The organism is Serratia ficaria (assembly GCF_900187015.1).
GTDB classification, from domain to species: Bacteria; Pseudomonadota; Gammaproteobacteria; order Enterobacterales; family Enterobacteriaceae; genus Serratia; species Serratia ficaria.
The window spans coordinates 2,439,287-2,451,449 of sequence record NZ_LT906479.1; the positions used below are offsets into that span (position 1 = coordinate 2,439,287).

The 12,163-nt window shown below is 61.4% G+C and carries 14 protein-coding genes; 3 read left to right on the plus strand and 11 right to left on the minus strand.

The features are described from left to right. Positions 1–58: 58 nt before the first annotated feature. The gene (locus CKW09_RS11575) at positions 59–1,063 is read left to right on the plus strand and encodes a bile acid:sodium symporter family protein (RefSeq protein WP_061795596.1); all 1,005 of its coding nucleotides are present in this window, start codon (positions 59–61) and stop codon (positions 1,061–1,063) included. Between the two features lie 31 nt (positions 1,064–1,094). Here the strand turns inward: CKW09_RS11575 and add are convergent, their stop codons facing one another. The 9 genes from add to CKW09_RS11620 all read right to left on the minus strand — a co-directional run bounded on the left by add (position 1,095) and on the right by CKW09_RS11620 (position 8,231). Further along, positions 1,095–2,093: an adenosine deaminase gene (add, locus tag CKW09_RS11580; protein WP_061795597.1), complete on the minus strand. Its 999-nt coding sequence runs from the start codon at positions 2,091–2,093 to the stop codon at positions 1,095–1,097. A 134-nt stretch (positions 2,094–2,227) separates the two neighbouring features. Continuing rightward, on the minus strand, positions 2,228–2,818 hold the full coding sequence (locus CKW09_RS11585; RefSeq protein WP_061795598.1) for an AAA family ATPase: 591 nt from the start codon (positions 2,816–2,818) through the stop codon (positions 2,228–2,230). Next, positions 2,815–3,252, minus strand: coding sequence for a PTS sugar transporter subunit IIA (locus CKW09_RS11590; protein WP_061795683.1), 438 nt, complete (start codon positions 3,250–3,252; stop codon positions 2,815–2,817). The genes CKW09_RS11585 and CKW09_RS11590 overlap by 4 nt, the downstream gene beginning before the upstream one ends. A gap of 9 nt (positions 3,253–3,261) precedes the next feature. Then, positions 3,262–3,531: a hypothetical protein gene (locus CKW09_RS11595; RefSeq protein ID WP_061795599.1), complete on the minus strand. Its 270-nt coding sequence runs from the start codon at positions 3,529–3,531 to the stop codon at positions 3,262–3,264. Between the two features lie 76 nt (positions 3,532–3,607). Then, a complete protein-coding gene (locus CKW09_RS11600) occupies positions 3,608–4,450 on the minus strand; it encodes a class II fructose-bisphosphate aldolase (protein ID WP_061795600.1) in 843 nt (280 codons plus the stop codon). After that, positions 4,437–5,804, minus strand: coding sequence for a PTS sugar transporter subunit IIC (locus CKW09_RS11605; protein WP_061795601.1), 1,368 nt, complete (start codon positions 5,802–5,804; stop codon positions 4,437–4,439). Before CKW09_RS11605 ends, CKW09_RS11600 begins: the two co-directional genes overlap by 14 nt. Further along, positions 5,797–6,111 carry a PTS sugar transporter subunit IIB gene (locus CKW09_RS11610; RefSeq protein ID WP_061795602.1) on the minus strand — a complete coding sequence of 105 codons (315 nt, stop codon included), beginning with the start codon at positions 6,109–6,111 and terminating at the stop codon, positions 5,797–5,799. Before CKW09_RS11610 ends, CKW09_RS11605 begins: the two co-directional genes overlap by 8 nt. Positions 6,112–6,122: 11 nt before the next feature. Beyond that, complete coding sequence (locus CKW09_RS11615; RefSeq protein ID WP_061795603.1) at positions 6,123–7,103, minus strand: 6-phosphofructokinase; 981 nt, start codon at positions 7,101–7,103, stop codon at positions 6,123–6,125. 372 nt (positions 7,104–7,475) lie between these two features. Further along, positions 7,476–8,231: a DeoR/GlpR family DNA-binding transcription regulator gene (locus CKW09_RS11620; RefSeq protein ID WP_061795604.1), complete on the minus strand. Its 756-nt coding sequence runs from the start codon at positions 8,229–8,231 to the stop codon at positions 7,476–7,478. Positions 8,232–8,328: 97 nt separating this feature from the next. On the opposite strand from CKW09_RS11620, the gene CKW09_RS11625 reads away from it, so the two are divergent. Together CKW09_RS11625 and CKW09_RS11630 are read left to right on the plus strand one after the other, a co-directional pair. Next, positions 8,329–8,925: an NUDIX domain-containing protein gene (locus tag CKW09_RS11625; protein WP_061795605.1), complete on the plus strand. Its 597-nt coding sequence runs from the start codon at positions 8,329–8,331 to the stop codon at positions 8,923–8,925. Beyond that, positions 8,922–9,290, plus strand: a complete 369-nt coding sequence (locus CKW09_RS11630) for an NUDIX hydrolase (protein WP_095097337.1) — start codon at positions 8,922–8,924, stop codon at positions 9,288–9,290. Before CKW09_RS11625 ends, CKW09_RS11630 begins: the two co-directional genes overlap by 4 nt. An 11-nt stretch (positions 9,291–9,301) precedes the next feature. Here CKW09_RS11630 and CKW09_RS11635 read toward each other — a convergent pair whose 3' ends face one another. Together CKW09_RS11635 and malX are read right to left on the minus strand one after the other, a co-directional pair. Next, the gene (locus CKW09_RS11635; protein ID WP_061795607.1) at positions 9,302–10,483 is read right to left on the minus strand and encodes a MalY/PatB family protein; all 1,182 of its coding nucleotides are present in this window, start codon (positions 10,481–10,483) and stop codon (positions 9,302–9,304) included. Continuing rightward, positions 10,476–12,095, minus strand: a complete 1,620-nt coding sequence (gene malX, locus CKW09_RS11640; RefSeq protein ID WP_061795608.1) for a maltose/glucose-specific PTS transporter subunit IIBC — start codon at positions 12,093–12,095, stop codon at positions 10,476–10,478. Before malX ends, CKW09_RS11635 begins: the two co-directional genes overlap by 8 nt. Between the last annotated feature and the right edge of the window lie 68 nt (positions 12,096–12,163).

Below are 12,163 nucleotides of genomic sequence, written 5' to 3' on the forward strand. Positions count from 1 at the left end.
TTGTCGGCCCGGCGCTGCGCCGGGCCTTTTTATCGTTTAATGCAAGGAAATCCGCTTAATGTCCTGGTTGCAGCGTCTGCGTATTGATAAATTTTTGCTGGTTTTGATTCTGGTGGTGGCGGTCGCGTCGGTATTCCCCTGCGAAGGGATATGGAAAACCTTTTTTGAGCGTCTGACCACCGCCGCCATTGCGTTGCTGTTCTTTATGCACGGCGCCAAGCTGTCGCGCGAGGCGATCATCGCCGGCATGAGCCACTGGAAGCTGCACCTGGTGGTGTTTCTCAGCACCTTTGCGCTGTTCCCGCTGCTGGGGCTGGCGATGAACCTGATGGTGCCGGGCCTGATGACGCCGACGGTTTACCTCGGCTTCCTCTACCTGTGCGCGCTGCCGGCGACGGTGCAGTCGGCCATCGCCTTTACCTCGGCGGCGGGCGGCAACGTGGCGGCGGCGATCTGCAGCGCCTCGGCCTCCAGCATTCTCGGCGTGTTCCTGTCGCCGTTGCTGGTGGGCGCGCTGATGCATACCCAGGGCGGCAACACCGACGTGCTGCACGCCATCGGTTCGATAGTTCTGCAGCTGATGGTGCCGTTCGTCATCGGCCATCTGGCGCGGCCGCTGATCGGCAAATGGGTCGATCGCCACCGCAAGCTGATCAATCTCACTGACCGGTCATCGATACTGCTGGTGGTGTATACCGCCTTCAGCGCGGCGGTGGTGGAAGGCATTTGGCAGCGGATCGACGGCTGGTCGCTGCTGACCATTCTGGTGATGTCGCTGGTGCTGCTGACGGTGGTATTGATCATCAACACCTACACCGCGCGCTGGCTGGGCTTCGATACCGCCGACGAGATCACCATCGTGTTTTGCGGCTCCAAAAAGAGCCTGGCGAACGGCATTCCGATGGCCAACGTGCTGTTCCCGGCCGCGGCGGTGGGGGCGATGGTGCTGCCGCTGATGATTTTCCATCAGGTGCAGCTGATGGTGTGCGCGGTGCTGGCGCAGCGCTATGCGCGTAAAACCGCCAAACAGCGGGCGGAAGCGGAAGCGCTGACGGCGAAATGAAACATGGGCGCGATTTTCGCGCCCATTGCCATCAGGCTTGCACTTTGTCGCGCAGGGCCTGCTTTTCCCGCTCGCTGAGGAACGCCATTTTCAGGCCGTTTTCCTGCGCGGTGCGGATCTCCGCCGGCGTCAGCCCGGCCTGCGGCGCGGCGACGAGGTATTCGTGTTCGATCTCGATGCCCTGAACCGCCGGATCGTCGGTGTTGATCGACGCCAGCACGCCATGGCGCAGGAACTGGGCCAACGGGTGCTGCGCCAGCGACGGCACGGTGCTGGTTTGAATGTTGGACGTCAGGCAGGATTCGATGCCGATCGCGTGCTCCGCCAGGAAATCCATCAACGCCGGATCTTCGATGGCCTTCACTCCGTGGCCGATACGCTCGGCGCCCAGCTCGCGGATCGCCTGCCAGATGCTCTCCGGGCCGGCGGCTTCGCCGGCATGCACCGTGATGCGCAGGCCGGCGTCGCGCGCGCGGTTGAAGTGGCTGAGGAACAGGCTGCCGGGAAAGCCGAGCTCATCGCCCGCCAGATCCAGCGCGGTAATGCCGTCGCGGTGCGCCAGCAGGCCCTCCAGCTCCTGCAGGCAGGCGGCCTCGCCGAAGGTGCGGCTCATGATGCCAATCAGACGAATATCGATGCCGCGGTCGCGGCTGCCGGAACGAACGCCGTCGATCACCGCTTCTACCACGCCGGCCACCGGCAGCCGGTGTTTCATCGCCATGTAGTACGGCGAGAAACGCAGCTCGGCGTAGTGCAGGCCGGCGTTGGCGGCATCTTCGACGTTTTCGTAGGCGACGCGGCGGCAGGCCTCCAGGTCGCCCAGCACCGCCACGCCCCAGTCCAGCTTCTGCAGGAAGCTGACCAGATCCGGTTCGGCATGGGTGATCTGCACGTGCGGGCGCAGCGCCTCCAGTTCGTCCGCGGGCAGCGCGAGGTTGAACCGGCGGCCAAGGTCGAGAATGGTTTGCGCGCGGATGTTGCCGTCGAGATGGCGGTGGATATCGGTAAGCGGTAGGCGGGAGTCGATCATGATAGGCACTCGTTATTTTGTTGTAGGTAAAGTGCATATCAGTATAAAAACAAATGGATGAAAATTGCCATTTCGTTACATAAAAAAGTGATGACAATCACAAATAATGCGGCGTTTGCCGCATTTTCGGCCGTTCATTCGCATCGGCATCCTGGCCGCCGGTCGCGTTGCGTCGCATGGGCGGCGAGCCAATCGGCGAGGCCGTCGATATCCGGCGATGGCCCCTGTTCGACCAGGAACACCGGCCCCAGCGCCATCGGCGTTGCCCGCTCGGCCAGCGCACGCAGCTCCGGCAGATATTCTTCGCCGGGGTGCCCCTTGACGCGCTGCCCCAGCCGGCTGGCGTAGCGTTCGGCGGCCAGGGCGCCGGAGACCTGATTCCACACCTCCAGCACCTGGGTGACGCCCGCTTCCCGCAGGTAGCGGCTCAGCGCTTCGCGGGGCTGGAAGCCGAACCAGGCGTCGATTACCCAGGCGCAGCCCTGCGGCCCCTGCGCCACCACCGACCAGATAGCCTGATAGGCGGCGCAGCCCAGCGCCCGGTTCTGCGCGCGGTCAATGTCACCGAGACAGGACATAAACGGCTCCTTGATGCCGTCCAGCGTCAAATAGGGCAGAGCAAAGCGCTGCGACAGGGCGCGGGCGACGGTGCTCTTGCCCGAGGCGGGCACGCCGTTGACCAAAATGACGCTCTTGCCGGCGGCGGGGGAAACGAATCGGCTCATAATATCTCCACCACCTGCCGCCAGTGCGTCGCCGCCCGCAGTCTTGCCAGACGTTCCTGATTATCCAGCAGCTCGACGATGGCGCGTATCCCGTCCTGAATATGCCGGTTGCCGTCGGTCGCGCCAAACAGGATCACGATGTCGGCTTTCTCGCTGTCCTGAAAGGCAATCGGCTGTTCCAGCAATACCAGGCTGAAGCAGTTTTTGATGACGCCGCATTCGGGGCGAGCATGGGGAATAGCGATCCCTTCGTCAAAGACATAATAAGCGCCATGGTCGAGGGTATTGCCGATCACCGCCTGATAATAAGAAGGGCGGATATAGCCTTGTTCGACCAGCGGGCGCGCCGCCAGGGCAATCACCGCCCGCCAGTCGCTTTCGCGCACCCCGACCTGAATGGCGCCGGCCTCGACCAATAATTGTTTTATCGTCATCATGTTCCCTCAGAGTGATTTCCTGATGATATTGCGCAGCTCATCCATTTTGACGAACAGCTCATCGATACCCTGGCGATGCGCAAGGCTCTTGGCGTAAATTTTCAGCGCGCGGTTATATGCCAGCATTAATCGTTTTTGGCATTCCCCGTCTCGCGGGTTTTGCGCCAATGTCAATTCCAACCGTTTGATCTCGTCCGCTATTTTACTGGCTTCGGCATCATATTCTGCGGCGGACGTTGCATGCCGTTCCCGCCGACGTTTGATAAATTCAAACATGATCGTCTCCAGCCCCGACGGGTGCCGGGGCACCAGGGTTTATTGAATGATTGAACGTATTTGCGTTGATGATGTGTTATTTGAACAGGTTGATTTTTTCCGTCAGCACCTGGGTGACCGCGTCATTGGCCGGGATCAGAAATTTGCGCACGCTGTCGTTCACCTTTCCCTGTTCGAAGGTGCGTTTGCATCTGTCGACCCACTGAACGTTCATTTCCGTTCCGACGTTGACCTTCTCGATGCCGCCGGCCACCGCCCGGCGCATATCTTCATCGCTGACGCCGGTACCGCCATGCAGCACCAACGGCGTGCGGGTGGCGGCGGTGATTTCGGCCAGCCGCTGGTGCTGGATATGCGCCTTGCCGGTATACAGTCCGTGTACGGTGCCGACCGAGACCGCCAGCATGTCTACGCCGGTTTCATCGACAAAGCGCCTGGCGTCTTCCACCGTGGTGAAGCAAATATCCTCTTCCGCCACCGCCTTGCCGTCCTCGGCGCCGCCGATGGCCCCCAGTTCGGCCTCTACGGACACATTGTGCTGGCGGGCGAGGTCGATCACCCGGCGGGTGTTGGCGATATTTTCCGCCATTTCCAGGTGCGAGCCGTCGTACATCACCGAGCTGAAGCCGGCCTCGATCGCCGTTTGGATGGCGGCGATGTCCGAGCAGTGGTCAAGGTGCAGGCAGGTAGGCACCCCCTCGCTTTGCGCCAGCGAGCGCACCGCGTCAACCAGCAGCCGGTAACCCAGATACTCGGCGGTGCCGGTGGAGATTTGGATCATCAACGGGCTGTCGGTCAGGCGCGCCGCCTTGAAAAAGGCCGGCAGCATTTCCAGGCAGTGCAGGTTAAACGAGCCGATGGCCTTGAAGTGGCGCTGTCTGGCGACCGGCAGCAGCTCATTGAAGTTATAGAGTGTCATGGATTTTTTCCTCATGGTGTTGGGTTGACTTGCCGTTGACGAACCACGCGAGCAGCGTGATGAAGACGATGAACAGGGCGATGAGGCCCCAGTTGCCCTGGAAGGCGTGTCCCAGCACCAGGCCGCTGCCGATGACGTCGGAATCGCTGAAGGTCACGCCGACAAAGCCGTAGCTCTCCAGCATCGGCACCAGGATGGCCGGCAGGAAGGTGATGAACAGACCGTGCACCACGCCGCCAATCATCGCGCCGCGTCGCCCGCCGAGCGCGTTGCCGAAGATGCCTGCGGTGCCGCCGGCGAAGAAGTTGGTCAGCAGCCCCGGCAGGATCATCGCCAGGCCGAACATCGGGAAGACCAACATGCCGATGATGGAGCCGAGCGTGGTGGCCAGGAAACCGACGATCACCGCGTTGGGCGCGTAGGGGAACAGCACCGGGCAATCCAGCGCCGGCCGCGCGTCCGGGACGATGCGCATGGCGATGCCGCGGAAGGCCGGCACCAGCTCGTTCAACAGCAGGCGCACGCCGCTGTAGAGAATGAATACCCCGGCGACGAACTGAATGGCCTGCATAAAGCTGTACATCAGGTAATTCATGCCGCCGGCGAACTGGGCGATATACTGCGGGCCTGCGGCCAGCGCGGGGATCAGATACATCGGGATCATCACCACCGCCATCGACAGGTAAGTGTCCTGCAGGAATTTGAAATTATCGGGCAGCTCCAGATCTTCCGTCGAGCGGGAGCCTTTGCCCACCACCTTGGCGACGGCGGCCTGCACCAGATAACCGAGCGTGCAAAAATGCCCCAGCGCCACCTCGTCGGAACCGGTGATCTTGCGCACCACCGGCTGCGCCAATGCCGGCATCAACACCGCCATCACGCCGCCGAAAACGCCGCCGGTGAGGATCAACGGCATGCCGGTCAGCCCGGCTTTATAGCCGATCACCGCGCCGATGGTAGCCATCCACAGCAGCGCCTGGCCGGTCAGGAAGATGTATTTGAACGGCGTCAGACGAGCGACGATGATATTGACCGCGAAGATGGTCATCAGCGTGAGAGCGACCTCGGAGCCCAGCTCGCGGTTGGCCAGGCCGGCGATGGCGGCGACGTCGGTGATGTAGCCGGTCATGCCGAAACCCTGGGTGAAAATGCTGTTCAGATAGCTCAGCGCGCTGACGATGATATTGATGCCGGCCATCATGATCAGAAAGCCGAGCAGCGTTTTGAAGGTGCCTTCGGCCACTTTGCCGGGGGATTTTTTCTGCAGCAGCAGCCCCAGCATGGCGATGAAAGCGATCAGGATCGACGCCTGGCCGAGCAGATCGCGGACGATAAAATCAATCAGGCTATTCATTAGGCGTTTCCTTGCTGTCCCGTTCTTTTAGAAATGCCACGATCTTTTGTTCTATTTCCGTTTTGTCCGTCAGCCGGTTCAGAATAATGACGCGTTTCTTTTCTTCCTCGCTGGCGTCGGCGTTTAAAATATCCGCGAAGGTTTTTTGGGTGAGAATAATATCTGACTTAAAGGCGCCGGCCTCCGAGATCGTGGTGTGATCGATATCGGCATCTATCTCAAGCTTTTTCAGCACCGCTTTTGCGCTCATTTCGATAGCGAAGCTGGAGCCTAAGCCGCAGCCGCAAACACACAATATTTTAAGCATGGGACATCTCCTCAGATTATATTTAATTGCCTGGCGAGTTTGTAATGGTGTCCTTCGGTATTAACCAGGCGTTTTTGCATGCTGATTAAATCGATCGGAATAGGTTGATTGCTGGCGTTGATAATCACCGCCTTGTTCTTCATTCCGGAATTAATGCAGCGCACGACTTCGCTGGCCATGATTGTGCCCTGATAAATTTCTTCTCCAGTGGGATCGCCGTTACGCAGGCCGTAGCCGACGATGGTTTTGCGGATGCGCACGCCGATCTTCGGTTCCAGCCTGGCTATCATGGTGTCGATAGCGCCCTGAAAGCCGGGCGAGTATTCTTTGGTGTAGCCCTCGGAACAGAGGATGACGACGCTGTTTTGCTGTTCCAGCCGGCGCTTCACCTTGTCCGCCAGCGCCTGCAGCGGCTGTTGGCATTCGGGGATCAGCGCGAAGTCGGCGTTGGATTTGATGGCCGACTGCAGCGTCAGCTCACCGCAGTAGCCGCCCAGCAGCTCGACCATAAACACCCGGCCCGGCAGGGCGCGCCCGGTGTTCCGCAGCCTGGAGACCTCTTTGACGATCTGCTCGCAGGCGGTGGAAAAGCCGATGGTGTAGCAACTGCCGTAAACGTCGTTGTCGATGGTCATGCCCACGCCGAAGCAATTGACGCCGAATTCGCTGAGCGTATTCAGGAACTGCAGCGAGCCGTCGCCGCCGGCCATAATAAGCACGTCGACATGCAAGGTTTTAAGCTGTTTGGCGATGGTTTCATATTCAGCGGCCTGCAATTTTCGCTCGGTGCGCCCCGAAGAAATAACCGGCATCGGCGAAATGGAAAAGTCAGCCAGATCGCGAAACGAAATGGAATGGTGCCGATTGGCTAAAAGTCCGGATATTCCACCATCGAATAAAACCATCTCAGCCTGGGTCAGCTTGGCGAGCTGGAAAATAAAGTTGTTAATGCCGGTGACGTCGCCACCGCTTATTATCATGCCGAGCTTCATTCTGATTTCTCCCGCAATTTCCGTTGACGCCATTGTTATTTTTGGCATGGGCAAAATTTGCAGGCGACATCACAAAACAATCACAAAAATAGTTCCGCGCTGGCTTGACAGCCTCTGCGTCAGCCGCATTTAAGTGATGTCAGTCACATTTTAATCCGCGGTCGGGTAAATGAATGGAAACGGAATTTTTATTTAAATCATTGGGTTGAGCCAATCATTGGCTGAATGGCGCACGGGAAGGGAAAAATAATCCGGCGGCGACCGGTCGGGTGAAAGAATTGTGATATTACTCGCATTTTATCGCGGCTTAGCCGCTATGCAGCGCCGGATTGCGCCTGCGGCCCGCACGCGGGCGGCCCGGCAGGCGGCGCATCAGGCTTTCAGCACGCTAACGCCGGCCTGCAGCAGCGGCGCCGTCAGCGCGTCGTCGGTGGCGCGTTCGACGATGATGGTTTGCGCCAGGCTGATATCGCCAATCGCATACTGCGAGGCGGCGTTGAGCTTGGCGGCCGAGGCCAGCACCACGGTTTCCGCCGCCCGGGCCGCCAACGCGCGTTTGATATAGGCCTCTTCCAGATCGCCGGTGCTCAGTCCGGCGGTGGGATGCACCCCGGTAACGCCCATAAAGTAGATATCCGCGCGGATATGCGACATCGCCTCCACCGCGGCGGCGCCGACGCTGACGATCGAATGTTTGTACAACCGGCCGCCGATCAGGATCACCTCCACCGAGGGATGCTCAACCAACCCGACCGCCACGCTGGGGCTGTGGGTGACGATGGTGGCGTTCAGATTGGGCGGCAGCTGTTTCACCAACTCGGCGGAAGTGGTGCCGCCGTCGATAATCACCACCTGACCGGGCAGGATCATCGCCGCGGCGGCCTTGGCTATCGCACGCTTGGCGCCGGACTCGAGCTTATTGCGTTCGGCGAAGCTGGCGATGGCGGAAGACACCGGCAGCGCGCCGCCGTGCACCCTTTGCAACAGGCCTTCGGCGTCCAGCTCGCGCAGATCGCGCCGCAGGGTGTCTTCCGATAAGCCGAACATTTCGCTGAGCTGCTTGGCCAGCACCTGGCCGTCCTGAGCGAGTTTCTCCAGAATGATTTTTTTGCGCTGGCTGGTGAGCATGCGACGTCCTTAAATCTTGTTTGCACGAAATATCTTGATCATACACGAAATTGCACGATAGTATCAATTTCCTTTCCTGTATGACGGAGTTGCATCAATGATAGCCACCAAAGATCGGGTTCGCATTGTCGAAACCCGGGTGTTGTCCGACGACTGGTACCTGCTGAAAAAAACCACCTTCGATTATCTGCGGCGCGACGGGGTCTGGCAGCGGCAAAGCCGCGAGACCTACGACCGCGGCGATGGCGCCGCTATTTTGCTGTTCAATCGCCAGGCGCAGACGGTGGTGCTGACCCGTCAGTTCCGCTTCCCGGCGTTCGTCAACGGCCACGACGGCATGCTGATCGAAGCCGCCGCCGGGCTGCTGGACAACGCCTCGCCGGAAGAACGCATCCGCGCCGAAGTGGAAGAGGAAACCGGCTATCGCGTGCAAAACGTGCAGAAGGTGTTCGAGGCTTACATGAGCCCCGGTTCGGTGACCGAAAAGCTGCACTTTTTCCTCGGCGAATACCGGGCCGCCGATCGGATTGACGGCGGCGGCGGGGTGGAGGCCGAGGGGGAAGATCTGGAGGTGCTGGAATTGCCGCTGGAGCAAGCGCTGCAGGCGATTCGGCGGGGGACCATCGTCGACGCCAAGACCATCATGCTGCTGCAGTATGTCGCCCTTAACCGCACCCTGGAGGAGACGCCATGAAAGCGCAACTGATCCTGATCGCCGGCCCTTATCGCAGCGGCACCGACGGCGATCCGCAACGCATCGCCGCCAATCTGCGGCGGCTGGAGCAGGCGGCGCTGCAGGTGTATCAGCGCGGCCATGTGCCGGTGATCGGCGAATGGCTGGCGCTGCCGCTGGCGGTCGCGGCCGGTTCGACCGAGCATGGCGACGCTATCTGCCAAGAGTACCTTTATCCGGTGGCCCACCGGCTGATCGCCCAGTGCCAGGCGGTGTACCGCATCGAGGGCGCTTCCGCCGGCGCGGACAAGGACCTGCAGGTGGCCGACGAGTGGGGGTTGGCGGTGTATCGCCGCCTGGAGGAGATCCCGCAGGCGGTGCGGTAAAAACGGCGGGCTTAGGCGCCATCCCGAACAAACTGCAGGCCGGCAATCAGCTTGTCCATGCCGGCCTCCAGCTTGCTGCGCGGGCAGCCGACGTTGAGCCGCAAAAAACCGCGCCCCTCTTCGCCGTAGGTAAAGCCCGGCATGATGGCCACCTTTTCGCGCTCGATCAGCACCTGCTGCAGCGCCCGATCGTCAATCGCCAGCGGCCGCAGATCGATCCAGGCCAGGTAGGTGGCCTGCGGCGGCCGCCAGCCGAGCGTCGGGAAGGCCCGGCTCAGCCGCTCAGCGACGTAGCGCAGGTTGTCCTGCAGATAGTCGCGCAGCGCGTCCAGCCAGGGGGCGCCGTGACGATAGGCGGCGACATGCGCCGCCACCGCCAGCACCGCCGGCGAAGACAGCCCGTCGCGCGCCTTCAACTGCTGGAAATAGGCCTCGCGGCTGGCGTCGTCGCTGATAAAACCGTAGGCGCCGGTCAGCGCCGGAATATTGAAGCTTTTGGAACCGGAGGTCAGCAGCGCCCAGGGCGCGGCCGCCACCTGGCTCCACGGCGTGTGGCGATGCTCGCCCCAGACCATGTCCATATGGATCTCGTCGCTGATCACCCGCACCTCATGGCGTTCGCACAGCTCGGCCATCTGCTGCAGCTCCTCGCGGCGCCACACTTTGCCGGTCGGGTTGTGCGGGCTGCACAGCAACAGAATTTTGGTCTGCGGCCGCGCCAGCAGCGCCTCCAGATGCGCCATATCGCAGCGCCAGTCGTCGCCGTCCTGGTGCAGCGGGCAGGACAGCAGCTGGCGCTGGTTGCCGAGGATCGCCTTGTAGAAGGCATCGTAGGCCGGGGTGTGGGTGACCACGAATTCACCCGGCGCCGACCATTGGCGGATCAGCTGCGCCGCCATGTAAATCACCGAGGGGCCGTACACCGCGCTCGCGGTATCGACAGCCGCCGTGAAGCGCTGCTGGTACCAGTGGCGCAGCGCGCCGAGGAAATCCTCGTGCTGCCAGCGGCTGTAACCCAACACCCCGTGCCGCAGGCGCTGTTGCAGCGCCTCGAGAATGCAGGGTGCGGTGGCGAAGTCCATGTCGGAGATGGTGAACGGCAGCAGATCGGCGCTGCCGAAGCGGTCGGCGATGTAATCCCATTGGGTGCACCAGGTGCCGTGCCGATCGACCGGGGTGGAAAAATCAAACATGTGTCGCTCCCTGCAGTTCCGCGGCAGGTTGCGCCGCGGCTATCAGTGAGTCTAATTCATCCTTCACCGATTGCACCTGCGGGCCGATCACCACCTGCAGATTATGTTCGTTGAGGTGCACCACGCCGATGGCGCGGTTGGCCTTCAGCGCGGCGTCGTCCACCTTGCTCATGTCGTGGACCGACAGCCGCAGGCGGGTGATGCAGTTGTCCAGCGTCACGATATTGCCGCCGCCGCCCAGCGCCGCCAGGATCGCCGGCGCGTTGTAGCCGGATTTGCCGACGGCGCCCGGCGGCGCGCTTTGGCCGGCGGCGGTGTCGCTTTCGCGGCCCGGGGTTTTGATGTTGAAACGCCGGATGGCGAAGCGGAACAGCGTGTAGTAGCCGGCGAACCAGATGGCGGCCACCACCGGCACCAGATACCACTTGGTGGCGGTGCCGTGCAGAACGCCGAACACCACGAAGTCGATGATGTTGCCGTCGGTATTGCCGATGGTGACGCCCAGCAGCGCCATCAGGGTAAAGCCCAGACCGGTGAGCAGCGCGTGGATCAGGTAGAGGAAGGGCGCGACGAACAGGAACAGGAACTCGATCGGTTCGGTGGTGCCGCCGACCACGCAGGCCACCACGCCGGAGATCAGCAGGCCCTTAATCTTGTGGCGGTTTTCCGGCCTGGCGCAGTGGTACATCGCCAGCGCCGCCCCCGGCAGGCCGCCGAGGAACGCCGGCATTTTGCCCTGCGACAGGAAGCGGGTGGCGCTTTCGGCGAAGCCGGCGGTGGTCGGGCAGGAAAGCTGCGCCTGGAAAATGGTCAGCGCGCCGCTGACGCTGTGGCCGCAAACGTCCAGCGTGCCGCCCGCTTCGGTAAAGCGGATCAGCGCCACCAGGATGTGCTGCAGGCCAAACGGCAGCAGCAGGCGCTCGCCGGTGCCGAACAGCATCGGGCCAAAGGCGCCGGCGCTGTTGATCACCCAGCCCAGGCCGGTGATGCCGGCGGCGAACCACGGCCAGATCAGCGGGATAGCCAGGCCGCACAGGCCCAGCACCAGGGTGGTGACGATCGGCACGAAGCGGGTGCCGCCGAAGAACGCCAGCGCGTCCGGCAGGCGAATGGTGTGGAAACGCTCATGCAGCTGATAAACGATGATGCCGACGATCACCGCGCCGAGGATGCCGGTGTCGATCGACTGGATGCCCAGGATATTTTGCACGTTGTTGGCCTTCAGCACCAACGGGTCGGTGGTCGGCAGAATGCCGGCGGTGGTCAGATAAAAGTTGGTGGCCAGGTTCAGCACCGCAAAACCGACGAAGCCGGAGAAGGCGGCGACGCCCTTGTTCTCGCGCGCCATGCCCAGCGGGATGGCGATGGCGAACATCACCGGCAGGAAGCTGAAAGCGAAGGAGCCGATTTTGCTCATCCAGGTGAAGATCAGTTGGAAGATCGGGTGGCCGATAAACGGCAGCAGGCTGATGACGTCGCGGCTGCTCAGCGAGCTGCCGATCCCCAGCATGATGCCGCAGAACGACAGCAGGGCCACGGGCAGCATGAATGTCTTGCCCAGGCTCTGGAAAAACTCCCAGAGGGTGATTTTTTGTTTTTTAGACGCTGGCATAACCGACGGCTCCTGGCGAAAAGTCGTGCAAAAGTGAGGGATACCCTGTTAGGTAAAAATAAGATAAA